23 protein-coding genes, 1 tRNA gene and 1 pseudogene are annotated in these 24237 nt (G+C 71.9%); 19 read left to right on the forward strand and 6 right to left on the reverse strand.

Going from position 1 to position 24237, the window contains the following annotated elements; all coding sequences use genetic code 11:
* Positions 1-39: 39 nt before the first annotated feature.
* The 5 genes from ACZ5NH_RS24410 to tsaE all read left to right on the forward strand — a co-directional run bounded on the left by ACZ5NH_RS24410 (position 40) and on the right by tsaE (position 5745).
* Complete coding sequence (locus ACZ5NH_RS24410) at positions 40-1473, forward strand: NAD(P)H-hydrate dehydratase (protein ID WP_468778050.1); 1434 nt, start codon at positions 40-42, stop codon at positions 1471-1473.
* 177 nt (positions 1474-1650) lie between these two features.
* On the forward strand, positions 1651-2571 hold the full coding sequence (locus tag ACZ5NH_RS24415) for a L,D-transpeptidase family protein (RefSeq protein ID WP_468778052.1): 921 nt from the start codon (positions 1651-1653) through the stop codon (positions 2569-2571).
* A 61-nt stretch (positions 2572-2632) separates the two neighbouring features.
* Entirely contained in the window at positions 2633-3796 is a 1164-nt protein-coding gene (gene alr, locus ACZ5NH_RS24420) for an alanine racemase (protein WP_388619673.1), read from the forward strand.
* Between the two features lie 208 nt (positions 3797-4004).
* Complete coding sequence (locus ACZ5NH_RS24425) at positions 4005-5267, forward strand: alpha/beta fold hydrolase (RefSeq protein ID WP_468778054.1); 1263 nt, start codon at positions 4005-4007, stop codon at positions 5265-5267.
* The gene (tsaE, locus tag ACZ5NH_RS24430; RefSeq protein ID WP_468778055.1) at positions 5233-5745 is read left to right on the forward strand and encodes a tRNA (adenosine(37)-N6)-threonylcarbamoyltransferase complex ATPase subunit type 1 TsaE; all 513 of its coding nucleotides are present in this window, start codon (positions 5233-5235) and stop codon (positions 5743-5745) included. The genes ACZ5NH_RS24425 and tsaE overlap by 35 nt, the downstream gene beginning before the upstream one ends.
* A 303-nt stretch (positions 5746-6048) precedes the next feature.
* Here the strand turns inward: tsaE and ACZ5NH_RS24435 are convergent, their stop codons facing one another.
* Positions 6049-6600, reverse strand: a complete 552-nt coding sequence (locus ACZ5NH_RS24435; RefSeq protein ID WP_468778057.1) for a hypothetical protein — start codon at positions 6598-6600, stop codon at positions 6049-6051.
* A 125-nt stretch (positions 6601-6725) separates the two neighbouring features.
* Between ACZ5NH_RS24435 and tsaB the strand changes: the two genes are divergently transcribed.
* The 5 genes from tsaB (at position 6726) to ACZ5NH_RS24460 (ending at position 9390) form a co-directional block, all read left to right on the forward strand.
* Positions 6726-7382, forward strand: a complete 657-nt coding sequence (tsaB, locus tag ACZ5NH_RS24440) for a tRNA (adenosine(37)-N6)-threonylcarbamoyltransferase complex dimerization subunit type 1 TsaB (protein WP_388619681.1) — start codon at positions 6726-6728, stop codon at positions 7380-7382.
* 17 nt (positions 7383-7399) lie between these two features.
* Positions 7400-7885: a ribosomal protein S18-alanine N-acetyltransferase gene (gene rimI / locus ACZ5NH_RS24445; RefSeq protein ID WP_468778182.1), complete on the forward strand. Its 486-nt coding sequence runs from the start codon at positions 7400-7402 to the stop codon at positions 7883-7885.
* A complete protein-coding gene (gene tsaD, locus ACZ5NH_RS24450) occupies positions 7878-8975 on the forward strand; it encodes a tRNA (adenosine(37)-N6)-threonylcarbamoyltransferase complex transferase subunit TsaD (protein ID WP_451551793.1) in 1098 nt (365 codons plus the stop codon). Before rimI ends, tsaD begins: the two co-directional genes overlap by 8 nt.
* Positions 8972-9229, forward strand: coding sequence for a hypothetical protein (locus ACZ5NH_RS24455; RefSeq protein WP_468778059.1), 258 nt, complete (start codon positions 8972-8974; stop codon positions 9227-9229). The genes tsaD and ACZ5NH_RS24455 overlap by 4 nt, the downstream gene beginning before the upstream one ends.
* An 88-nt stretch (positions 9230-9317) precedes the next feature.
* Positions 9318-9390, forward strand: a tRNA-Arg gene (locus tag ACZ5NH_RS24460).
* Between the two features lie 40 nt (positions 9391-9430).
* Here ACZ5NH_RS24460 and ACZ5NH_RS24465 read toward each other — a convergent pair.
* The 3 genes and pseudogenes from ACZ5NH_RS24465 to ACZ5NH_RS24475 form a co-directional block, all read right to left on the reverse strand.
* The gene (locus ACZ5NH_RS24465; RefSeq protein ID WP_468778061.1) at positions 9431-10300 is read right to left on the reverse strand and encodes a COG4705 family protein; all 870 of its coding nucleotides are present in this window, start codon (positions 10298-10300) and stop codon (positions 9431-9433) included.
* A 157-nt stretch (positions 10301-10457) separates the two neighbouring features.
* A complete protein-coding gene (locus ACZ5NH_RS24470; protein WP_468778063.1) occupies positions 10458-10745 on the reverse strand; it encodes a fibronectin type III-like domain-contianing protein in 288 nt (95 codons plus the stop codon).
* Positions 10699-11402, reverse strand: a pseudogene (locus ACZ5NH_RS24475) (glycoside hydrolase family 3 N-terminal domain-containing protein); the annotation flags it as partial. The pseudogene ACZ5NH_RS24475 and the gene ACZ5NH_RS24470, both read right to left, overlap by 47 nt.
* A gap of 113 nt (positions 11403-11515) precedes the next feature.
* On the opposite strand from ACZ5NH_RS24475, the gene ACZ5NH_RS24480 reads away from it, so the two are divergent.
* From ACZ5NH_RS24480 to ACZ5NH_RS24500, 5 genes are all read left to right on the forward strand, one after another.
* Entirely contained in the window at positions 11516-12547 is a 1032-nt protein-coding gene (locus tag ACZ5NH_RS24480) for a LacI family DNA-binding transcriptional regulator (protein WP_468778064.1), read from the forward strand.
* A 200-nt stretch (positions 12548-12747) separates the two neighbouring features.
* On the forward strand, positions 12748-13791 hold the full coding sequence (locus ACZ5NH_RS24485) for an LCP family protein (protein ID WP_468778065.1): 1044 nt from the start codon (positions 12748-12750) through the stop codon (positions 13789-13791).
* Positions 13792-13940: 149 nt separating this feature from the next.
* Positions 13941-14297, forward strand: a complete 357-nt coding sequence (locus ACZ5NH_RS24490; RefSeq protein WP_388619698.1) for a YciI family protein — start codon at positions 13941-13943, stop codon at positions 14295-14297.
* A gap of 42 nt (positions 14298-14339) precedes the next feature.
* Positions 14340-15614 (forward strand): RNA polymerase sigma factor, encoded by a 1275-nt coding sequence (locus tag ACZ5NH_RS24495; RefSeq protein WP_468778067.1) that lies wholly within the window; start codon positions 14340-14342, stop codon positions 15612-15614.
* Positions 15615-15704: 90 nt separating this feature from the next.
* Complete coding sequence (locus tag ACZ5NH_RS24500; RefSeq protein WP_468778069.1) at positions 15705-17705, forward strand: cell wall-binding repeat-containing protein; 2001 nt, start codon at positions 15705-15707, stop codon at positions 17703-17705.
* On the opposite strand, the gene ACZ5NH_RS24505 is transcribed toward ACZ5NH_RS24500, so the two are convergent.
* Complete coding sequence (locus ACZ5NH_RS24505) at positions 17689-18864, reverse strand: THUMP-like domain-containing protein (protein ID WP_468778070.1); 1176 nt, start codon at positions 18862-18864, stop codon at positions 17689-17691. The genes ACZ5NH_RS24500 and ACZ5NH_RS24505 overlap by 17 nt on opposite strands.
* Positions 18865-18954: 90 nt before the next feature.
* Here ACZ5NH_RS24505 and ACZ5NH_RS24510 point away from each other — a divergent pair, with 90 nt between their 5' ends.
* The 4 genes from ACZ5NH_RS24510 (at position 18955) to groL (ending at position 23163) form a co-directional block, all read left to right on the forward strand.
* Complete coding sequence (locus ACZ5NH_RS24510) at positions 18955-19902, forward strand: polysaccharide deacetylase family protein (RefSeq protein WP_468778072.1); 948 nt, start codon at positions 18955-18957, stop codon at positions 19900-19902.
* 59 nt (positions 19903-19961) lie between these two features.
* Positions 19962-20762 (forward strand): polysaccharide deacetylase family protein, encoded by an 801-nt coding sequence (locus tag ACZ5NH_RS24515; RefSeq protein WP_468778074.1) that lies wholly within the window; start codon positions 19962-19964, stop codon positions 20760-20762.
* Between the two features lie 342 nt (positions 20763-21104).
* Entirely contained in the window at positions 21105-21413 is a 309-nt protein-coding gene (gene groES / locus ACZ5NH_RS24520) for a co-chaperone GroES (protein ID WP_039652762.1), read from the forward strand.
* Positions 21414-21537: 124 nt separating this feature from the next.
* Complete coding sequence (gene groL / locus ACZ5NH_RS24525; RefSeq protein WP_468778076.1) at positions 21538-23163, forward strand: chaperonin GroEL; 1626 nt, start codon at positions 21538-21540, stop codon at positions 23161-23163.
* 225 nt (positions 23164-23388) lie between these two features.
* On the opposite strand, the gene ACZ5NH_RS24530 is transcribed toward groL, so the two are convergent.
* Positions 23389-24096 (reverse strand): ester cyclase, encoded by a 708-nt coding sequence (locus ACZ5NH_RS24530; protein ID WP_468778077.1) that lies wholly within the window; start codon positions 24094-24096, stop codon positions 23389-23391.
* Positions 24097-24237 lie beyond the last annotated feature (141 nt).

Here is a 24237-nt window from a genome sequence, read left to right on the forward strand (position 1 = left end):
GGGTGTGGGCGACGGCCGTTCCGGGGCAGACTCGGTGCCATGCGGAGTGCGTACAGCGTGGAGACGGTAAGGGCGGCCGAACGGGCGCTGATGGCGCGGCTGCCGGAGGGTGCGCTGATGCAGCGGGCCGCCGCCGGGCTGGCCGCCGCCTGCGCCGAGTTGCTCGGACGGGTGTACGGCAGCCGGGTGGTGCTGCTCGTCGGCAGCGGTGACAACGGCGGGGACGCGTTGTACGCGGGGGCCCGGCTGGCCCGGCGCGGCGCCGGGGTCACGGCCGTGCTCCTGACGCCCGAACGGGCGCACACCGGCGGGTTGGCCGCGCTGCGGCGGGCGGGCGGCACGGTCGCCGCGGCCGGTTCCGCCGAGGGGCTGATCGAGCGGGCCGACCTCGTCGTGGACGGGATCGTCGGGATCGGCGGCAAGGGCGGCCTGCGGCCGGAGGCCGAGGTCCTGGCCGGGGTCGCCGCGCGGTCCCGGGCCGCGGTGGTGGCCGTGGACCTGCCGAGCGGGATCGAGGCGGACACCGGGGAGGTGCGCGGGGCCGCGATCCGGGCCGATCTGACGGTGACCTTCGGGACGTACAAACCGGGGCTGCTGATCGATCCGGGGCGGGAGTACGCAGGGGTGGTGCGGCTGGTCGACATCGGCCTCGAACTGCCCGGCGGGCCCGAGCTCCGGGCCCTGCAACACGCCGACGTGGCACGGCTGTTGCCGGTGCCGGCCGCGGAGAGCGACAAGTACCGGCGCGGGGTCGTCGGGATCGCCGCCGGGTCCGCGCGCTATCCGGGCGCCGCCGTGCTCGCCGTCTCCGGCGCGCTGCGGGGTGGGGCGGGGGCCGTACGGTACGTCGGGCCGGCCGGGGACGCGGTCATCGCCCGCTTCCCGGAGACGCTGGTGTCCGACCAGGGGCCGGCGAAGGCGGGGCGCGTACAGGCCTGGGTGGTCGGGCCGGGGGCCGGGGAGGACGCGGCGACCGTGACCGAGGTGCTCGCGGCGGATGTGCCGGTGCTGATCGACGCGGACGGGCTGCGGCTGGCCGAGCGGGACGCGGTGCGCGGGCGTACGGCGCCGACCCTGATGACACCCCATGCCGGAGAGGCGGCCGCGCTGCTGGGCGTGCGCCGGGAGGAGGTCGAGGGGGCTCGCCTGGCCGCGGTTCGGGAGCTGGCGGCGGCGTACCGGGCGACGGTGCTGCTGAAGGGCTCCACGACCCTGGTCGCCGACGCCGGGGGCGGGGCGGTGCGGGTGAACGCCACGGGGACGTCCTGGCTGGCCACGGCGGGCAGCGGCGACGTGTTGTCGGGCCTCGCCGGGTCGCTGCTGGCATCGGGGCTCTCGGCGCTGGACGCGGGGAGCACGGCGGCGTACCTCCACGGCCTGGCCGGACGGTTCGCGGCGGACGGGGCACCGGTGGGCGCACATGACGTCTCCGACCGGATCCCGGAGGCCTGGCGGGACGTGCACGTGCTGTAGCTGACGGGGCGCCCGGCGCCGCGGCCGGCCGGGGGCGGGGCCGCTCACCGGCGTCGGCACAGTGCAGGCTGCGCCCACCCGCTGGGGACCGACGGCCGCCGTATCCAGGTCCACCCCCCGGGTGACCCTCCCGCGCGGCACTCCCGATGCGGCGGAACCCCGCGCTTGGCTGATCGCATGATCAGCAGACGAATCGCGTCCAGAGGTGTCGCGGTGCTGCTCGCCACCGCGACCGCCCTCCCGGTGGCCGGCACCGCCGTGGCCTCCCCACCGGCCGGCATCCCCGCGGCCGGCACCCCCGTGCCCCCCGCCCCGGCCCCCGCCCCCGAGCTCGTCCCCGGTGTCGCGCCCCCGCCCGGACAGGCATGGCAGATCGACACGCCCGACGAGGCGTTGCCGCCGAGGGTGTACGCGCCCACCGCGCGAGAGAACGCCGTGGAACCCAAGGCCGCGGCGCCGGGGACGTACGACCTCATCGAGTACGTGCCGCTCGCCGACGCCGTCGCCAAGGTGACCTGCAGCAGGCAGACCGGGCCCTATCAGCGGCAGGCCGAGCGGTGGTTGAAGCTGAGGGTCGACGGGAAGCAGTCCGCCGCCGACTGCAAGGCCATCCGGGCGTTCCAGATCGCGTACAAGATCAAGCCCGCCAGCGGGTTCGCCGGACCCGTCACCTGGTCGACCATGATGCTCGTGTCGGCGAGGAGGAACCCGAACGCCGCCAAGAAGTGCCCCGTCCGGTCGTACCAGGTCGCCTGCGTCGATCTGGACCGCCAGCTCACCTGGGTGCAGAAGGGCTCCACGGTGGTGTTCGGGCCGGTGCCCATGCGCAGCGGGCGCAACGGGCACGTCACCCGCAAGGGCTGGCACGCCATCTACTGGCGGCACAAGAACCACTGGTCCACCCTCTACAACCAGCCCATGCCGTACGCCCAGTTCTTCGACGGCGGCGAGGCGTTCCACGCCGTCTACGGCAGCATCTACACCACCGTCGGCTCCTACGGCTGCGTCAATCTGACGCTCGGCGACGCGCGCACCCTGTGGAACGTGCTGAAGAAGGGCGACCGCGTCTACGTGTGGGGGCGGCGGCCGGGTACCTGAGAGCCAGGTGGCCGAGACTGCGGCCGGGGCCCGAACGGCCCTCTGAGAGACTGGGGGCGCGATGAGTGAGACTGCGACTGTGCCGACCGCCCCCCTGCGCGCCCGCGCCGAGATCGATCTGGGCGCCCTGCGGGCCAATGTGCGTGCTCTGCGTGCCCGGACGCCGAACGCGGCCCTGATGGCCGTGGTCAAGTCCGACGCCTACGGCCACGGGGCGCTGCCGTGCGCCCGTGAGGCCCTCGCGGCGGGTGCGACCTGGCTCGGCACGGCCACGCCCGAGGAGGCCCTCGCGCTGCGCGCGGCCGGGCTGCCGGGCCGCATCCTGTGCTGGCTGTGGGTGCCGGGCGGCCCCTGGCGGCAGGCGGTCGAGGCCGACATCGACGTGTCGGTGAGCGGCATGTGGGCGCTGCGGGAGGCCGTCGCGGCCGCCCGCGAGGCCGGGCGCACCGCGCGCGTGCAGCTCAAGGCCGACACCGGGCTCGGCCGCAACGGCTGCCAGCCCGGGGACGACTGGGCCGAGCTGGTCCGTGAGGCCCTGCGCGCGGAGGCCGACGGCCTCGTCCGCGTCACCGGGCTGTGGTCCCACTTCGCCTGCGCCGACGAGCCCGGCCATCCCTCCATCGCCGCCCAGCTCGCCCGCTTCCGGGAGATGCTGGCGTACGCCGAGGAGCAGGGCGTGCGCCCCGAGGTGCGGCACATCGCCAACTCCCCGGCCACGCTCACCCTCCCCGAGACCCACTTCGACCTCGTCCGCCCCGGCATCGCCATGTACGGCATCTCGCCCAGCCCGGAGCTGGGCACCCCGGCCGACTTCGGGCTGCGCCCGGTGATGACGCTCAGCGCCTCGCTGGCGCTGGTCAAGCACGTGCCGGGCGGGCACGGCGTCAGCTACGGCCACCACTACGTCACCCCCGGCGAGACCACCCTCGGCCTCATCCCCCTCGGCTACGGCGACGGCGTCCCCCGGCACGCCTCGGGGACCGGCCCGGTGCTGGTCGACGGCAAGTGGCGCACGGCCGCCGGCCGGGTGGCCATGGACCAGTTCGTGGTGGACCTCGGCGGCGACGAGCCCGCGGTGGGCAGCGAGGCCGTGCTGTTCGGGCCCGGCGACCGGGGGGAGCCGACCGCCGAGGACTGGGCGCAGGCCTGCGGCACGATCGCGTACGAGATCGTCACGCGGATCGGAACCCGGGTTCCGCGCGTCTATGTGAATGCCTCCGAGTAGTTGCCTCCGGGTAAATCTCTCCGTGTCAACGCGTCCATGCCACGCGTCATGTGACGGCGTACATGTGAACGGGGAAGGAGTCCGGTAACCCGTTCGAGAGACGCGACCCGGATCACGTGTAACACCGGTCATACCTGTTACGGCGGCAGCGGGGGCACCATCGGTCGCACCCATAAGCGAACTGCAGTACAGCGAAGAGGAGCGGTACGTGAGCGAGAGCAGCGCGGAGGCCGTGGCGGACGTCGTCGCCTCGGCGGCGGCCGCCGCCTCCGCCGCGGGGGCGGCCGGAAGCTTGCGCAGGGCGACCGGCATCGCCGGTGCCGCGATAGGCGTGCTGGCCGCTGGCGCGGCGGCCGGCGTCGCCATCGAGCGGATGACGGTGGGCCGCGGGATGCGCAGGAAGGCCCGGCTGGCGCTGGACTCCGCGGGCCCCTACGGCACCCTGCGCGGCACCCCGGGCAAGGCGATCGCGGACGACGGCACCGAGCTGTACTACGAGGTCGACGAGGTCGAGCCCGACCCGGGTCCGCACGTCTCCCCGCGCCGGCGCCGGCTGTTCGGCCGTAAGGCCCCCGCCCCGGTCACCGTGGTCTTCTGCCACGGCTACTGTCTCAGCCAGGACTCCTGGCACTTCCAGCGCGCGGCCCTGCGCGGGGTCGTCCGGACCGTGCACTGGGACCAGCGCAGCCACGGCCGCTCCGGGCGGGGCGTGGCCCAGACCCGGGACCGGGTGCCGCTCACCATCGACCAGCTCGGCCGCGATCTGAAGGCCGTCCTGGACGCCGCCGTACCGGAGGGCCCGATCGTGCTGGTCGGCCATTCGATGGGCGGGATGACCGTGATGGCGCTCGCCTCCGAGCATCCGGAGCTGATCCGCGAGCGGGTCGTCGCCACCGCCTTCGTCGGTACCTCGTCCGGGCGGCTCGGTGAGGTCAACTTCGGGCTGCCGGTCGCCGGCGTCAACGCGGTGCGCCGGATCCTGCCCGGAGTGCTGAAGGCGCTCGGGCAGCAGGCGGAGCTGGTGGAGAAGGGGCGCCGGGCCACCGCCGAGCTGTTCGCCGGGATCATCAAGCGGTACTCGTTCGGGGGACGGGACGTCGACCCGGCCGTCGAGCGGTTCGCGGAGCGGATGATCGAGTCCACGCCGATCGACGTGGTCGCCGAGTTCTACCCGGCCTTCACCGACCACGACAAGACCGAGGCGCTCGCCTGCTTCCGGGACATGCCGGTGCTGGTCCTGGCCGGCGTCCAGGACCTGGTCACGCCCAGCGAGCACAGCGAGGCCATAGCCGACCTGCTGCCCGACGCCGAGCTGGTGCTCGTCCCGGACGCCGGGCACCTGGTGATGCTGGAACACCCCGAAGTGGTCACCGACCGCCTCGCCGATCTGCTCACCCGCGCGGGTGCGGTGCCCGCAGGAGCTACGGTTATGGGCTATGGAAGCACCAGCAGCACCGCGGATCCCCGCTGAGACCCGGCTGACGATCACTTCGCCCGAGCAGATGCGAGAACTGGGCCGCAGGCTGGCCAAGCTGCTGCGGGCCGGCGATCTGGTGATGCTGAGCGGTGAGCTGGGCGCGGGCAAGACCACGCTGACCCGCGGGCTGGGCGAGGGGCTCGGCGTGCGCGGCGCGGTCACCTCGCCGACCTTCGTGATCGCCCGGGTGCATCCCTCCCTGGGCGACGGCCCGCCGCTCGTGCACGTGGACGCCTACCGGCTCGGCGGCGGCCTGGACGAGATGGAGGACCTGGACCTCGACGTCAACCTGCCCGACTCGGTGATCGTCGTGGAGTGGGGCGAGGGCAAGGTCGAGGAGCTGACCGAGGACCGGCTCCAGGTCGTCATCCACCGCGCCGTCGGCGACACAACAGACGAGGTACGGCACGTCGCCCTGACGGGCCTGGGGGAGCGCTGGGCGGACGCGGGCCTGGAGACACTCGCGGCCTGAGCGCCGTACCAGGATTCCGACAAGCCGTCGGCAACATGTTGCGCAGGACGTCCCGGGCGTGGTCACATGGTATCCAGCCCGTAGTTAGGCGTACCTAACTACGCCGCCCCCGCACTTCAGGAGGCGCCCCATGACCGAGCCCGGTCCCACCATCGTGTCCATGCGCGACCTGCTGGCATCGTGCGAGGCGGCGAAGGCGGTTTCCTGTCCGCCCCGGGCCCCTGAGGACCGCCCCGAAGGGACGCGACCGGCCACGGCGGAGCCGCGGACGAACGGCGTCCCTGCAGAGCACCCCGACGCGGCTTAGCGAATCACCACCACCCGCACCCCGATGGTCGCGAAGGCCCACATCGCGTTCCCATCGGCCCGGGTCTCCCGGATCCCGCCCGTCCGCACCCCCGGCTCGGCGCCGGCCGCCCGCGGAGCGACCGCCGCGCTGAACCCGATGGTCAGCCCGTCCACGCTGGTGAACCGGACCACGTGCTCGACCGGGACACCGTCCGTGCCGTTGGTCGCGCTCGACCGGGACGTGACCCAGTAGGAGCCGGGCAGCGGGTCGACCGTGCCCGGGTCGACCTTGAAGGTGCGCTCCACCCGGTTCCCGCCGTCGACCAGCCAGACCCGGTCGTCGTCCAGCGAGTACACGACCCGTTCACCCGTGCCGGACCCGCCCGGCACCGCGGTCGTGCCGTGCCGGGTGACCCTGCCCGCGCTCACCGAGGGGGACGCGTTCGGCCCTGGCCTGCCGCTCAGGCTCGCCGGCGCGTTCGCCTGGGCCTGGTAGGTGAGGAAGCCGACGGCGCCGACGGCCGCCGCGGTGAGGCCGGCCACGATCGCCGAGCTGCTGCCTGCCACGTGCGCCCACCTCCGCCCTGCGATGTGCCTCGTGCGATATGTCGTACTTCGTACAGACCGTAGCAGCCGGTGACCGTACGACCAGGACGGCGATGCTTGCGGCGCGGGCGCCGTAGGCTGTTCGCGTGCTCTTGCTCGCTCTGGATACCGCAACACCCGCCGTCACCGTCGCGCTGCACGACGGCACGGACGTCGTCGCCTCGTCGAGCCAGGTGGACGCGCGCCGGCACGGAGAGCTGCTGCTGCCGGCCGTGGACCGTGTGCTCGCCGAGGCCGGGCTCAGGCTGGACGCCGTCACCGGCGTCGTCGTCGGCATCGGCCCCGGCCCCTACACCGGCCTGCGCGTCGGTCTCATGACCGCCGACACCTTCGGTCTGGCGCTCGGCGTCCCCGTCCACGGCGTGTGCACGCTGGACGGCCTCGCCTACGCCGCCGACATGGAGAAGGGCCCCTTCGTCGTGGCGACCGACGCCCGGCGCAAGGAGGTCTACTGGGCGACGTACGCCGACTCGCGGACCCGGCTGACCGAACCGGCCGTGGACCGTCCCGGCGACATCGCCGAGCAGGTCGCCGGGCTCCCGGCGGTCGGCGCGGGCGCGCTGCTCTACCCGGACACGTTCCCGAGCGCCCACGAGCCCGAGCACGTCTCGGCCGCCGCCCTCGCCTCGCTCGCCGTGGAGAAGCTGGCCGCCGGCGAGGAGCTGCCGGCACCCCGGCCGCTGTACCTGCGCCGCCCGGACGCCCAGGTTCCCAAGAACTACAAGGTGGTCACCCCGAAGTGACCGTACGACTGCGCGAGATGCGCTGGTGGGACATCGACCCGGTCCTGGAGCTGGAGAAGGACCTGTTTCCCGAGGACGCCTGGTCCCGGGGCATGTTCTGGTCCGAGCTGGCCCACGCCCGGGGTGCCGAGGCGACCCGGCGCTATCTCGTGGCCGAGACCGGCGGCCGTGTCGTCGGTTACGCCGGACTGGTCGCCGCCGGTGACCAGGGCGACATCCAGACCATCGCCGTCGCCCGCGACCAGCAGGGCACCGGCCTCGGTGCCCGGCTGCTGACCGAGCTGCTGCGTGCGGCCACTGCCTTCGAGTGCCACGAGGTGATGCTCGAATGCCGGGTCGACAACGTCCGCGCGCAGAAGCTCTACGAGCGCTTCGGCTTCGAGCCGATCGGCTTCCGCCGCGGCTACTACCAGCCGGGCAACGTGGACGCCCTGGTGATGCGCCTGAGCGATCCCTCTTCATCAGTACGTCCACCAGTACAGGAAACCGAGAGCAATGACTGACTCACGCGACGAGCCTCTCGTACTCGGCATCGAGACCTCCTGCGACGAGACCGGCGTCGGCATCGTCCGCGGCACCACCCTGCTGGCGGACGCCGTCGCCTCCAGCGTCGACGAGCACGCCCGCTTCGGCGGAGTCGTGCCCGAGGTGGCGTCCCGGGCGCACCTGGAGGCGATGGTCCCGACCATCGACCGCGCCCTGAAGCAGGCCGGCGTCTCCGCCAGGGACCTCGACGGCATCGCCGTGACCGCGGGGCCCGGCCTCGCGGGCGCCCTGCTCGTCGGCGTCTCGGCGGCCAAGGCGTACGCCTACGCCCTCGGCAAGCCCCTGTACGGCGTCAACCACCTCGCCTCGCACATCTGCGTCGACCAGCTGGAGCACGGCCCGCTGCCCGAGCCGACCATGGCCCTGCTGGTCTCCGGCGGCCACTCCTCCCTGCTGCTGTCGGAGGACATCACCTCCGACGTCCGCCCGATGGGCGCGACCATCGACGACGCGGCCGGCGAGGCCTTCGACAAGATCGCCCGGGTGCTGAACCTGGGCTTCCCGGGCGGCCCGGTCATCGACCGGTACGCGCGCGAGGGCGACCCGGAGGCGATCGCCTTCCCGCGCGGCCTGACCGGCCCGCGCGACCCGGCGTACGACTTCTCCTTCTCCGGTCTGAAGACGGCCGTGGCCCGCTGGATCGAGGCCAGGCGCGCGGCCGGTGAGGAGGTACCGGTCCGCGATGTGGCCGCCTCCTTCCAGGAGGCCGTCGTCGACGTCCTGACCCGCAAGGCCGTCCGCGCCTGCAAGGACGAGGGCGTCGACCACCTGATGATCGGCGGCGGTGTCGCGGCCAACTCCCGGCTGCGCGCCCTCGCCCAGGAGCGCTGCGAGAAGGCCGGCATCCGGCTGCGCGTGCCCCGCCCCAAGCTGTGCACGGACAACGGCGCGATGGTGGCCGCGCTCGGTGCCGAGATGGTCGCGCGGGGCCGGGCCACCTCCAGCCTGGACCTGTCGGCCGACTCCTCGCTGCCGGTCACCGAGGCGCATGTCCCGGGCAACCACGACCATGTGCACGAGGTCAGCAAGGAGAACCTGTACTCGTGACCGTCGCGCTGATGTGGGAGGCCCGGGCCGTCGCGGGCCGGGGTGAGGAACTGCTGGCCTGGGTACGGCAACAGCCGCTGGCCCCCGAGCCGTTGCGCCGGGAGACCTTCCGCGCGCCCGAGGACCGGGTGCTGGTCATCACCTGGTGGGACGCGCCGTACGACGCGGGGATCCCCGAACTGCCGGAGCCCGACCCCGAGTGGGTGACGCGGCCGGTGCACCGGTGGCGGTTCGAGTCGGTGGTCGAGGTCTGAGTCGCCGAGGGCTGAGTTGCCAAGGTCCCCCCGCCCTGCGCTATGATCATCACACAGCGAACGGCCGGAAGAACGGCTCGGACGCAGTGCGTTGGTGGTCCAAGGAAAGACGCCCCGCTTCCTGTGGGGAGATGCAGGTGCAAGGCCTGCCCGGCGCTCCATTCGAACCCCGTCCCGGGACTCCCGGGGCGGGGTTTCGCGTTATCGGCGCCCGGCCTCCTGCGGCTCGACCGCTTCCGCCTCGGGGCCCGCGAACTCCGCGGCCGTGGCTCGCCGTTCCTTCAAGTGCGCGTACCCCATCAGGCCGAACAGCACGGCGAGCAGCACCGCCGAGGAACCGGCCGTACCGAGGTCGAGGCCGCCCTTGGCGACCGGCTTGGTCAGCAGGTCGCCGGCCGTGGCGCCGAGCGGGCGGGTCAGCACGAACGCGATCCAGAACAGCAGGACGTTCGGCACGGCGGGGACCTTCATCAGGGCGACCAGGACGAGCAGCACGCCGGTCACCAGGGACGCGCCGCCCAGATAGCCCAGGCCCGAGCTGTCGGACAGGAAGTCGCCCATCGAGGTGCCGAGGGTGTTGGAGACCAGGATCGCCGACCAGAACAGCGCCTCGCCCCGGAAGGTGACGATCTCGGTGATCTGGAAGGTCATCCCGCTCAGCTTCCAGCCGAGGAAGATCAGCAGCAGGACCGAGATCAGGATCGCGGCGCCCTCCGGGTAGCCGAGGCCCAGCCCCTGCGGGCCCCAGCCCAGCTTCGTCGCGCCGTTCGAGAGGTACTTCTCGCTGGCGTCCCGGTTCATGAAGTCGGACATGGTGGTGCCGGCCATGGAGGTCGACAGGATCACGGTCCAGTAGAAGAACGGGTTGTAGCGCCGGGAGCGCAGCTGGACCACCAGCGTCACCACGAAGACCAGGAACAGGGCGGTGGTGGTGAGGAAGTAGCCGAGCTTGAGCGTCTGGGCGAACAGGTCGCCCGCGGTCTCGCCCAGGGTCGTCGCCGCGATCTTCATGATCCAGAACGCGAGGGTGACCTCGGGCAGTTTCTTCATGACGGATTTCGTGGTCGTCATGGGCGTCAAGGTTGCTCCTGTGAGGGGGTGTCAGGTGATCAACGACCCTGTCAGGGGCAACCTGAACGCATCCTGAACGCCCGTGTCAGAGGTCTTGCGAAAGCGCGTTCGTTGTGCTCCCGCCGTGACTTCATACGTTCCACCCGGCCCCAGAGGTTCAATCAGTTCCCCGCGGCACCGCCACATCGCAGCGAAGTCGCCGGTCGGGCCCTACCTCCCGGACCGGCCCCGTCAGCCGCAGCCGCACCCGGTGCCGTACGTCCGTGCTCGACGCGGCCAGCCGCAGCTCCAGCGCGCCCGGCTCCACCACCCGTGCCCCCGTGCGGTCCGTGAACGAGGACAGGTCGGCATGGAAGCGGAAGGTCAGCCGGCGGGACGCGCCCGGCGGCAGCTCCGCCCGCCGGTACCCGATCAGCCGTACGTCGGGCCGGGTCACGCTCGCCACCGGGTCGTGCAGATATCTCGAAGGGGGGCAGGGTGATGTCCGCGAACTCCCGGACGCCCGCCCGCACCGGTGCCAGATCGCGGGCTCCCGCCGAGGACGCGTACCCGGCGAAGTGTTTGAGCGTGGCGACGACCCCGGCCGACTCCAGGCCCCGTACATAGGCCGTGCCGATCGTGCCGACCAGGTACGGGTCCTCGCCGATCGTCTCCTCGACCCGCCCCCAGCGGGGGTCGCGGACCACGTCCAGGACGGGGGCGAGGCCCTGGTGGACGCCGCAGGCGCGCAGGTCCTGGCCGATGCGCCGGCCCATCTCCGCCACCAGCGCCGGGTCGAAGGCCGCGCCCCAGGCGAGCGGCACCGGATACGCCGTGGCACGCCAGGCCGTGAAACCGGCCAGGCACTCCTCGTGGGCGACGGCCGGGATGCCGAAGCGGCCGGCGGCGGCGATCCGGCGCTGGGCGCGGGCCAGGGCCTGCGCACCGAGCGCCGGGTCCACGGGGGCGGTGCCGAAGGAGCGGGTCAGCCGGCCGAGGCCGTGGGCGATCAGCCCGTCCCAGTCGAAGTCGGCGGTCATCTCGCGCTGCAGGGGGGCGACTCCGTCGCCGTCCGTGGCGGTGCCCACCACACGCCGTACAGCTGGGCGGCCTTCTCCTCCAGGGGTCATCGCTCACGAATGGTCCAGAGTGTTTCGAAGGAGATGTCGAATGTTCCGGGGACCTATGGCGCGCGCAGGCCTTCGTCAAGCGGCCCGCGGCGATACGATCGCGGGCATGAAGCCTTCGAAGCCCACAGAAACGCAGACGGCGACCCTCGCCGAGATCGCCCGTGAGGCAGGGGTGTCGGCTCCGACTGTTTCGAAGGTGCTCAACGGCCGCGTCGATGTCGCCCCGGCGACCCGCACCCGGGTCGAGGAACTGCTGCGCGCCCACGGCTACCGGCGCCGCCGCGCCGAGGCGTCCCGCTCCCCGCTCATCGACCTGGTCTTCCACGAGCTGGAGAGTGCCTGGGCGCTGGAGGTGATCCGGGGTGTGGAGAACGTGGCCCGGGGCGCCGGGCTGAGCGTCGTGCTGTCCGAGTCGGCCGGCCGGCTCACCCCGGGCCGCACCTGGGCCGACCAGGTCGCCGCGCGCCGCCCGCACGGGGTGGTGCTGGTGCTGTCCGGGCTCGACGAGTCCCAGCGGGCACTGCTGGCCAGCCGGTCCATCCCGTTCGTGGTGATGGACCCGGCGGGCGACCCGGGCCCGGACGTGCCGTCCATCGGCGCCACCAACTGGCAGGGCGGGCTCGCCGCCACCCGCCATCTGGTCGAGCTCGGCCACACCCGGATCGGCGCGATCAGCGGCCCGTCGAGGATGATGTGCAGCCGGGCCCGCGTCGACGGCTACCGCGCCGCCCTGGAGACGGCCGACCTGCCCGTCGACCCCTCGCTGATCGTGGCCGGCGACTTCCACCACGACGCCGGCTACCGCCTGGGCCTGCAGCTGCTGCGCCGCCCCGACCGGCCGACGGCCGTGTTCGCGGGCAACGACCTGCAGGCGCTCGGCCTGTACGAGGCCGCCCGTGAGCTGGGCCTGCGCATCCCGGAGGACCTCAGCGTGGTCGGCTTCGACGATCTGCCGGTGGCCCGCTGGGTCGGCCCGCCGCTGACGACCGTACGGCAGCCGCTGACCGAGATGGCCGAGGCCGCCGCCCGGCTGGTGCTGGAGCTGGGGCGCGCGCCGGAGGAGCGGGCGGCGACCCGGGTGGAGCTGGCGACCAGCCTCGTCGTCCGCAGCAGTACGGCGGCGCCCGTGGCCGTGTGACGCCGTTGGCCGGAAGGTGACGTATTGACGGGTGGGGGGTGGGCACCCCCCACCCCCACACTCCTCCGAAGCCAATCGGCAGTTGGACCGAAATTTTCGAAGGTCCCAACGGTGGCGTTGGGATGGGAATTTCCCAAGAAAACGGGTTCTCGCAGCTTCCGCTAACAGTCCCCTAATAATTCGGACTTACGTTCCTGCCCGTGACGCGACAAGAGGAGCAAGGCGACGCGGGCAGACGAGTGGGCCGACGGCGGGGAGCGCTGAAGGCCGTCGGCCTCACTCTGACGGGATTCCTGGTGCTGGGCACGGCCGCGGCCGGCTATGCGTATTGGCATCTCAGCCACAACATCAAGAGCGTCGACATCAACAGCGCGCTCGGCGACGACCGCCCGGCGAAGGCGGTGATCGCCCCGGCGACCGCCGCCGCCCCGCTGCCGACCGGCTCACTGAACATCCTGGTCCTCGGCTCGGATTCGCGCAGCGGCAAGGCCAACCAGGAGCTCGGCGGCGGCGACAGCTCCGGCGCCCGCTCGGACACGGTGATGGTCGTGCACCTCGACGCGGGCCGTACGAGGGCCACCGTGGTCAGCATCCCGCGCGACACCCTCGTCACCCGCCCGTCCTGTCCGCTCGCCTCCGGCGGCTCGACGGCGGTGGCCTACGGTGCGATGTTCAACAGCGCCTACGCGGTGGGCGGGCCGGTGTGCGCGGTGAAGACCGTCGAGTCGATCACGAAAGTCCGCATGGACCACTACATCGAGATCGACTTCTCCGGCTTCGCCAAGCTGGTCGACGCGCTCGGCGGGGTCGACGTGACCACCACGCAGACCATCGACGACGACCAGAGCCATCTGCACCTGAAGGCCGGCTCCCACCACCTCGACGGCAAGCAGGCCCTCGCGCTCGCCCGCACCCGGCACGGCATAGGCGACGGCAGCGACCTCGGCCGCATAGGGCTGCAGCAGATGCTGGTCAAGGCCCTGTTGGAGCAGATGGCCGCCACGAACCTGCTCACCGACCCGGCCAAGCTGTACCGGGTCGCCGATGCGGTGACCGCGAGCCTCACCACGGACACCGGCCTGGACTCCCTGGGCGAGCTGACGCGGCTCGGCCAGAGCCTCAAGGGCCTGACCGCCGGCCATGTGAAGACGGTGATGATGCCGGTCGTCACCGCCCCCTCCGACCACAACCGGGTGATCGCGAACGAGCCGGCGGCGACCAGGCTGTGGGCGTCCCTGCGCTGAGCCGGTACGGCCCCGACGAAGAGCCGAGAACGAAGAGCGGAGAAATCCGCCGGAAAAATCTTCGGGGAGTGTGTCGATCCGGGTGTCTGCCGTTCGACGCATGGGTGAGCGGCGGGGACAGGCCCCGCCGCCCGACCGAAGGAGCCACCATGCCCCGCTATCTGTCGCTCGTGCGCATCGACGAGTCCGCCGCCCCCGCCGAGGGCCCCAGCCCCGAGCTGATGCAGCGGATGGGCGAGCTGATCGAGGAGGTCACCAAGGCCGGCGTCATGCTCGACACCGCCGGGCTCACCCCGTCCACCCAGGGCACCCGGGTGCGCTGGGAGGGCGGCAAGATCTCCGTCACCGACGGGCCGTTCACCGAGACCAAGGAGGCCGTCGGCGGCTACGCGATCATGCAGTGCAAGGACAAGGCCGAGGCCCTGGAGTGGACCAAGCGCTTCCTGCAGGTCCACGAGGACTTCTGGACCGTGACCTGTGAGGTGCGGGAGATCGCCGAGGGCTGAGTGCCTGGCGTCGTGTCGTACGGCGGTGTTGCATGGTGGGCTGTGGAACCACAGCCCACCCCGGCACAGCCCGGCACCGTCCATGCCATCGAGACCGTCTTCCGTCTGGAGTCGCCCCGCGTCATCGCCGGTGTCGCCCGGATCGTCCGGGACGTCGGCATCGCCGAGGACCTGGCACAGGACGCGCTGGTCGCCGCCCTGGAGCAATGGCCCCGCGACGGTGTGCCCGACAACCCCGGCGCCTGGCTCATGGCGACCGCCCGGCACCGCGCGGTCGACCTGGTCCGGCGCCGCGAGACCTACGCCCGCAAGCTCGCCGAGATCGGCCGGGACCTGGAGACGACGGCCCCACCGGAGGTTCCTGGCGACCCGGACGACATCGACGACGACCTGCTCCGGCTCGTCTTCACCGCCTGCCACCCGGCGCTGTCGCCGGAGGCCCGCATCGCCCTCACCCTGCGCCTGCTCGGCGGCCTGAGCACGGCCGAGATCGCCCGCGCCTACCTCGTCCCGGAGCCGACGATCGCCCAGCGCATCGTCCGCGCCAAGCGCACCCTGGCGAAGAGGAACGTCGCCTTCGAGGTGCCCTACGGCCCCGACCGCGAGGCCCGCCTCGGCTCCGTCCTTGACGTCATCTACCTGATCTTCAACGAGGGGTACGCGGCCACCGCCGGTGACGACCTGCTCCGCCCCGGCCTGTGCGAGGACGCGCTGCGCCTGGCCCGCGTGCTGTCCGCACTGATGCCCAAGGAGCCGGAGGTGCACGGGCTGACCGCGCTGCTGGAGTTCCAGGCGTCCCGCACGGCCGCCCGTACCGGCCCCGACGGCGCACCCGTCCTGCTCAAGGACCAGAACCGCCGCCGCTGGAACCGCATGCTCATCGCCCGTGGCATCCGCGCCCTGGACCGGGCCGGCGCCACCTCCACCGGGGCCCCGGGGCCGTACGCCCTCCAGGCGGCCATCGCCGCGTGCCACGCGCACGCCTACCACTACGAGGAGACCGACTGGCGTGCCATCGCCACCCTGTACGGCCTGCTGGCCGCCCGCGCCCCGTCCCCGGTGGTCGAGCTGAACCGCGCGGTCGCCGTGTCGATGGCCGACGGCCCGGCCGAGGGCCTGAAACTGGTGGACGCCCTGACCGCCGAACCCGCCCTGCGCGACTACCACCTGCTGCCCAGCGTCCGCGGTGACCTGCTGGCCCGCCTCGGCCGTACGGCGGAGGCCCGGACGGAGTTCGAGCGGGCGGCGGCCCTCACCCGCAACGAACGCGAGCGGCAGCTGTTGCTCGCGAAAGCGCATTCCCTTACTGATCATTGAGGTTTTACAGTTGCGCGGCTGCCACGCAACCTGCGTGTCACCTTCCGCAGGCTGGGCAGTATCAATCGCTACCTGTGGGGGGTACACCCTTTGTCGTATCTCAGATCCTCCGCGCGGCGCCGGGCCGTCGCGCTCTCCGTCGCCACGGCCCTGGCCGCCGGCACCGGCGTGGCGCTGGCCCCGGGCGCGTCGGCCGGCGCCTCCGGCTGGACCGCGACCGACGGCATCCTGACCGCCGACCTGGACGGCACCGTCTCGCAGCTGTACGAGGACGGCACCGCGCCCGTGGTCCGGGTGAAGAACGCCATGAAGCCCGCCTGGTCGCCCGACGGCAGCCGCATGGCGTACGTCAACCAGTCGACCGGCCGCGTCAACGTCGTCGGTCACGACTTCGCGGGGCCGGTGGAGCTTCCGGTCAACACGACCAACTCGATCCTCGCCGACGACCCGACCTTCCTGTGGGGCGGCAGCCAGGTCGTCTTCACGCTCAGCGGGCGGCTGCGGGTCGCGCCGTCCGACGGCAGCCGCATCCAGCGGCACCTGTTCGCCACCGCGCAGGAGGGCTGCGACAGCCAGCCCAGCGGCGCCGTCGGCGGCAAGCTGGCGTTCATCCGCTCGGGCAGCACGTGCAGCGGCGACACCCGCTACGGCGCCGTGTGGCTGTACGACGGCGCGACCGGCGGCCTCAGGCAGCTGGTCACCGGAAAGGCGAACGCCCCGGCCATCTCCCCGGACGGCACCATGGTCGCCTACACCGTCGGCGGCAAGCTGTACACGGTCGACGTGGCCACCGGCACGGTCACTCCGCGGCTGCCCGAGGAGACCGGCACCATCGCGCGGCCCGCCTGGTCGCCCGACGGCACCCGGCTGGCGTACGAGCTGACCACGGCCTCCGGCGATCACCAGGACCAGGTCCTCGACCTGTCCACGGGCACCACCAAGGTCCTCTACGACTCGCCGACCACCACCAAGTCGGACCTCGCCTGGCAGCCGCTGCGCAAGAACGCGCTCGGCCGGGTCTGGGGCGCCGATGTCCAGGGCACCAACATCGCCGGATCCCGCTGGACCTGGAACACCCTCGGCAAGAGCGAGCCGGGCCTGATGAACGCCTCCTCCGCCGTCCTGGTCTCCAAGGACAGCCAGGCGTACGCGCTGACCGCGCCCGCCCTCGCGGGCAAGAAGCACGGCCCGGTCCTGATGACCTCCGGAAGTGCGCTGGACTCGTCGGTGCAGACCGAGCTCAAGCGGATCCTCAAGCCGGGCGCGAGCGTCTATCTGATCGGCGGCACCTCGATCCTGGGCAGCGGCGTCGCCTCCAAGGTCAGCTCGCTCGGCTTCACCCCGAAGCGGCTGGCGGGCACCTCCCGCTACTCGACGTCGGTCGCGGTAGCCAAGTCGGTCACCAGCGCCCCGGACTACGTCTTCATCGCCACTGGCACCGACTACCATTCGGCGCTCGCCGCCGCGGCGGCCGCCGGCGCGGACGGCACGAGCAGCAAGGCGGTCGTCGTGCTCAACGACGACAACTCGCTGACCTCGTCCGTGAAGTCGTACCTCAACGGCCTGGACCCGCGGAAAACCTACATGATCCCGGTCGGCGCCTCGGCGAAGTACGCGCTCACGCACACGTCCTTCGCCAACTGGCCGTCGACGTACACCTACTACCCGGTCACGGCGAGCACCCACGAGGGCACCGCCGCCGCGCTCGCCCGGTTCTGGTGGTCCGGCCCCAGCAACGCGGCCCTCGTCTCCACCGGCAGCTGGCGCGATGGCACGACGGCCGCCGCGGCGATGAACGTCTTCGGCCCGCTGCTGTGGACATCCGTCGACCCGCTGTCCGCCGACACCAAGTCCTACCTGGTCAAGGGCGCCGCGAACATCAACGGCGTGGCGGCCTTCGGCGGCACCGGCTCGGTGTCCACCGCGGCGCTGAACTCCGCGGGCACCGCGATCAGCGCGAGCAGCAGCCAGTGGACGTACACGCCGTACTACAACGGCCTGGAGCCGACGACGAGCTCACCGGCCACCCCGCAGCGGGCGGCCACGGTCTCGCCCGACCTCGGCGCGCTGCGCGCTACGGCAGCGCAGTAGTCGCGGGGGCCCCGACCAGCATGGTCGGCGCCCCCGCGACCCGAGTGAGGAACACCGTCGCCGCGTTCGGCCCCTGCGGCTTGACCTTTCTGCGCAGTTCCTCCGGCTCGACGGCCGACCCGCGCTTCTTCACGGTCAGCGTGCCGACCTCGCGCTCGCGCAGCAGAGCCTTCAACTTCTTGACATTGAACGGAAGTTGGTCGCTGATCTGGTAGGCGGAGGCGTACTCCGTGGGGCGCAGTTCGTCGGCGGTGACATAGGCGATGGTGGGGTCGATCAGCCCGCCGTCCAGGTGTTCGGCCACCTCGGCGACCAGATGGGCGCGGATGACGGCGCCGTCGGGCTCGTACAGATAGCGCCCCACCGGCCGGACCTCCGGGTCGGGCAGCCCCTTGCCGACCAGCGTGCGCGGGCCGGGCAGCAGGGTGGCGCGCACCGCGCCCGGCTCGGTGCCGAACCACACCACCGCCTCCTTGACGTCCCCGCCGTCCGAGATCCACTCGGCCTCGGCGTCGGCGGGCACCGCCTCGTGCGGAATGCCGGGCGCCACCTTCAGCGCCGCGCGGGGTGCGGTGCGGGCGGCCCCGATCGCCCAGGACAGGGGCGGGGAGTAGGCCTCCGGGTCGAAGATCCTTCCGCGCCCGCCCCGCCGTGCGGGGTCGACGAACACGGCGTCGTAGCCGCCCGTGTCCACCTCGGTGACGTCCGCCTCGCGGACCTCGATCAGCTCGGCCAGCCCCAGCGCCTCCGCGTTCGCCCGCGCCACGGCGGCGGTCACCGGATCCCGGTCCACGGCCAGCACCCGGATCCCCGCCCGGGCGAACGCGATCGCGTCCCCGCCGATCCCGCAGCACAGGTCGGCGACCGAGGTCACGCCGAGCTTCGTGAACCGCTCGGCCCGGTAGGCGGCGACACCCGCCCGCGTCGACTGCTCGACCCCGTTCGGTGTGAAGAACATCCGCCCCGCGTCCGCCGCACCGAACTTCGCCGCCGCCCGCTGCCGCAGCCGGGCCTGGCCGAGCGCGGCCGACACCAGCTCGGCGGGGTGCTCGCGGCGCAGCCGGGTGGCGACGGCGAGTTCGTCGGCCGGGGCGGTGTCGCGGACCTCGTCGAGGAGCGCACGGCCTTCGGGGGTGAGGAGAAGAGCGAGGTCGTTCACCGGGTCATTGTGGGCCAGTCGATGGATCGTGCGCCTCCGGCGGCGGTGTCGGCCCGGGCTCCGGGCGCCGTCCTGGGAGGATCCGGCGTCATGCGCGCTGTCGTACAAAACGATAAGAACCGGGCTCGCCGCGGATGTCTGCTCCTCGGTTGCGGAGCCGCCGCGCTGGCCTGTTCCGCCGTTCTGTCCAGCTGTGCCGGGCCCGACACGACCCGCCCCCCGTCCAGCCAGGCCGGCCCCGGCGTGACCCGCCCCGCGTCCGGCCGGGGCGGCCCCGCACAGGCCCTGAGCCCCCAGGCCCGCCAGGCCGTCGAACACGCCCGCCTGGTCGCGGCGGCCAGACGCTGGGGGCTGGCGGAGGCCCCGCTGACGCCACCGCCGCCGCCCAGGACGAAACCGGAGATCACCGCGCGGGCCGGTTTCGAGGTGAGCCACCAGGACGACTGGGACCTGCCCCCCGTCTTCACCACGATCCCCACCAGGCAGAAGATCGTCTTCCTCACCATCGACGACGGCTCCGAGAAGGACCCCGGCTTCCTGCGGATGATGCAGGAGCTGAAGGTCCCGTACACCGCCTTCCTCAGCGACTACCTGATCAAGGACGACTACGGCTACTTCCGCAGGATGCAGTCCTACGGCCACACCCTCGACAACCACACCCTGCACCACCGCTATCTGCCAGGTCTGTCCTACGAGGAGCAGAAGGCCGAGATCTGCGGCATGCAGGACATCATGAAGAAGCGGTTCGGCAGCCGCCCGACGGTCTTCCGGCCCCCCTACGGCAACTACAACCAGGACACCCTGCGCGCCGCCAAGGCCTGCGGCATCAGATACGCGCCGATCTGGAACGAGGAGGTCTACGTCGACCACTGGGAGTACCGCGAGGACGACCAGAAGATGCGCCGCGGCGACATCGTCCTCACCCACTTCCGCGGCCGCTCCGACTGGAACGGCACGATGGTCGACGACATGCGCCGCTTCCTGAACAAGGTCACCCGCGAGGGCTACGCCGTGGCCCGCCTGGAGGACTACCTGTGAGGCCGGGGGCGGGGTACCGGGGAGCGGGCCCCCGGCGGTGCCGCCCGGGCCGGTACGCCGTGGCGCTCCTCGCCGCGGCCCTCCTCCTCACCGGCTGCGCCCAGTCCGTCGACCCCATCGAACGCCTGGGCAGGAAGGCCGCCGAAGGAGTGCACCCGCCCGGGCCGGGCCCCGACCGGACCTACCGCCGCTGGGGCCTGACCGAGCCCCTCGCCCGCCCGCCGCGGCCCGCCGCCCGCGCCCTCGTCCTCACCCCGCAGCGCGGTGGCCGCGCCCTGCCCGGCGTCGTGGACCACGTCCCCACCCACGACCGGGTCGTGTTCCTCACCTACGACGACGGCGCCGAGAAGGACCCCCGCTTCGTCGACATGGTCCGCGAACTGCGACTGCCGGTCAGCATGTTCCTCACCGACAGCATCGCCGGCCCCGCCTACGGCCACTTCGCCCGTCTGCACCGGCTCGGCGCCGGCATCCAGAACCACACCCTCGACCACCGCGCGCTCGCCGGACTGCCGTACGCCGGACAGCGCGCCGAGATCTGCGGCCAGCAGGACCGGCTCAGATCCCGCCTCGGCCTGCGCCCCCGCCTGTTCCGCCCGCCGTACGGCGCGTACGACACCACCACCCTGCGTGCGGCGGCCGGCTGCGGCATCTCCACGGTCGTCCTGTGGCGCGCCGCGATGACCCCGACCGACCTCGTCTACATCCACGGTGAACACCACCTGCGCCCCGGCGACATCATCCTGGTCGGCCCGGACGAGACGACGGGGCCGAGCCTGCGGGAGCGCACGGCGCGGGTGCTGCGCAGGGTGCAGCAGAGGGGGCTGACGGTGGGGCGGCTGGAGGACTACCTGGACTGATAGGCGCCGGCCGGGATCAATCAGCCCGTCCGGCGTTTGAGGACGAGGACCGCCCGGCAGGCCCGACAGTGGCCGTCCTGGGGGCGGCAGCCCCCAGGACGGCAGGACAACACCGGCCCACCGAACAACCCCGGCGCTGACAAAGATCCGGCCGACGCGCCGCACGGCATTGGCACTCCGCTTGACCGAGTGCTAACCCCGGTCATAGTCTCGGCTCTGGCACTCCGCAGGTGAGAGTGCCAACAAAGCGACGGGCAGGTCCGGCACCCGCGACGACGGATCGACCTGGTCGCCACCTCAGACAGTTAACCCCGTGAGATCTCCGAAGGGGGAGGTCGGATCGTGACGACCGCCAGCTCCAAGGTTGCCATCAAGCCGCTCGAGGACCGCATCGTGGTCCAGCCGCTGGACGCCGAGCAGACCACGGCCTCTGGCCTGGTCATCCCGGACACCGCGAAGGAGAAGCCCCAGGAGGGCGCCGTCCTCGCCGTGGGCCCGGGCCGGTTCGAGAACGGCGAGCGCCTTCCGCTCGACGTCAAGGTCGGCGACGTCGTCCTGTACAGCAAGTACGGCGGCACCGAGGTGAAGTACAACGGCGAGGAGTACCTCGTCCTCTCGGCTCGCGACGTGCTCGCGATCATCGAGAAGTAGTCCACCTCTAAGCAATCCATTGCTTTCGAGCTGCGCCCCTGGCCCCCGCGACCGATAACGAAGCCGGGCGCCCGGGGCGCAGTTCGTCTTTCACCCACAGATTTCCGAGAGGGCTCCCGCTGTCATGGCGAAGATCCTGAAGTTCGACGAGGACGCCCGTCGCGCCCTCGAGCGCGGCGTCAACAAGCTGGCCGACACGGTGAAGGTGACGATCGGCCCGAAGGGCCGCAACGTCGTGATCGACAAGAAGTTCGGCGCCCCCACCATCACCAACGACGGTGTCACGATCGCCCGTGAGATCGAGATCGAGGACCCGTACGAGAACCTCGGCGCGCAGCTGGTGAAGGAGGTGGCGACCAAGACCAACGACATCGCTGGTGACGGCACCACCACCGCCACCGTGCTGGCCCAGGCGCTGGTGCGCGAGGGTCTGAAGAACGTTGCCGCCGGCGCCTCCCCGGCCGCCCTGAAGAAGGGCATCGACGCGGCCGTCGCCGCCGTCTCCGAGGACCTGCTCGCTTCGGCCCGCCCGATCGACGAGAAGTCCGACATCGCCGCCGTCGCCGCGCTGTCCGCCCAGGACCAGCAGGTCGGCGAGCTCATCGCCGAGGCGATGGACAAGGTCGGCAAGGACGGTGTCATCACCGTCGAGGAGTCCAACACCTTCGGTCTGGAGCTGGACTTCACCGAGGGCATGGCCTTCGACAAGGGCTACCTGTCGCCGTACTTCGTGACGGACCAGGAGCGCATGGAGGCCGTCCTCGACGACCCGTACATCCTCATCAACCAGGGCAAGATCAGCTCCATCCAGGACCTGCTGCCGCTGCTGGAGAAGGTCATCCAGGCCGGCGCCTCCAAGCCGCTGCTGATCATCGCCGAGGACGTCGAGGGCGAGGCCCTGTCGACCCTGGTCGTCAACAAGATCCGCGGCACCTTCAACGCCGTCGCGGTGAAGGCTCCCGGCTTCGGTGACCGCCGCAAGGCGATGCTGCAGGACATGGCGATCCTCACCGGCGCCACCGTCATCTCCGAGGAGGTCGGCCTCAAGCTCGACCAGGTCGGCCTGGACGTGCTGGGCTCCGCCCGCCGTGTCACCGTCACCAAGGACGACACCACGATCGTCGACGGCGCCGGCAAGTCCGAGGACATCCACGGCCGCGTCGCCCAGATCAAGGCCGAGATCGAGAACACCGACTCCGACTGGGACCGCGAGAAGCTCCAGGAGCGCCTCGCCAAGCTGGCCGGCGGCGTGTGCGTGATCAAGGTCGGCGCCGCCACCGAGGTGGAGCTGAAGGAGAAGAAGCACCGTCTGGAGGACGCCATCTCCGCGACCCGCGCCGCGGTCGAGGAGGGCATCGTCTCCGGTGGTGGCTCCGCTCTGGTGCACGCCGCCAAGGTCCTCGAGGGCAACCTCGGCATGGCCGGCGACGAGGCCACCGGTGTCGCGGTCGTCCGCAACGCCGTGGTCGAGCCGCTGCGCTGGATCGGCGAGAACGCCGGCCAGGAGGGCTACGTCATCGTCTCCAAGGTCAAGGACCTGGAGAAGGGTCAGGGCTACAACGCCGCCACCGGCGAGTACGGCGACCTGATCAAGGCCGGCGTCATCGACCCGGTCAAGGTCACCCGCTCCGCCCTGGAGAACGCCGCCTCCATCGCCTCCCTGCTGCTCACGACCGAGACCCTGGTCGTCGAGAAGAAGGAAGAGGAAGAGCCGGCCGCCGCGGGCCACGGCCACGGCCACGCCCACTGAGCGCTGCGCTGAGCCGACGGTGCCCAGTTCCCTACGGGGGGCTGGGCACCGTGCGTTTGCCCCGGAGGCGGGGATCGAGACGGACTGGCGAATGCCCGCTACTGGAGACACGGCGAGCATCGCCGAGGAGCTGAGGCGGGGCGAGGGGCGATCGACGTTGCTCCGTCGCGTCGTCGGCGCGCGGCTCGGTCACGTGGACAGTCGGGGCATCTGGGTGGGTGCCTTCTATTGCTCCAACTCGTCCAGTGCCCCCAGCTGTTGCATCAGCCCCAGCTGGTCGTGCTGCCACCATATCTCGGCGATCTTGCCGTCGTCCGTGAGGCGGAACAGTGTCATCCCGGTCATGGTGACCTGCCTGCCGGTGGGCGGGATGCCGAGGAAGTCGCCGTTGTGCGTGGCGTTCCAGGTCCACCGGGCGCAGGCCCGGTCGCCCTGGGTGAACACGTCCTCGACCGTGAACGTGAAGTCGAAGCCCCCGCGCCACATCCGGAATTCGCTGCGGGCGTTGTCCAGCCCGATGGTGTCCTGCGGGTTCACCGGATCGTGGCTGTGGATGTCCTCGTCCAGCAGGTCGTTGAGCGGCAGTAGTTCGCCGGAGGACTGCAGCGCCGCGTAGAACCGCCGTACCGTGTCCTCGGCCAGCCGCTCGTCCCGTACGACGTCCAGATCGATGAACGTCGGCACCTCGTCGCACAGGGCGACCATCCCCTGGAAGATCTTGTCGGTCTCCGGCAGCTTCGAGTTCCGCATCGCGTCCTCGTACGACGGGAACTCCACCACTTCGACGATGTGCGACGCGTCCGAACGGTCCTTCCCGACCAGCGCGTGCGTCGCCGTCCGTTTCCCCTTGGTCTGCGCGACCCAGTCGTCCATGAGCCGGTTCATCTCGTCCAGCCGGCTTGTCCTGCACTCGATGAGCTGTACGAAGGTCATGACGCCGCCTCCCGGCTCCCTTCGCTTGGATAGGACGGCACAATTGTCCCACTTGCAGGTTTTTGTCGCTTAGCGCTCTGTGATGCGCATATCCGGGCCGACCGCATGCCGTCCTTTGCCACTATGACGTCATGCATGCTC

This window comes from Streptomyces sp. NPDC031426 (assembly GCF_055581585.1).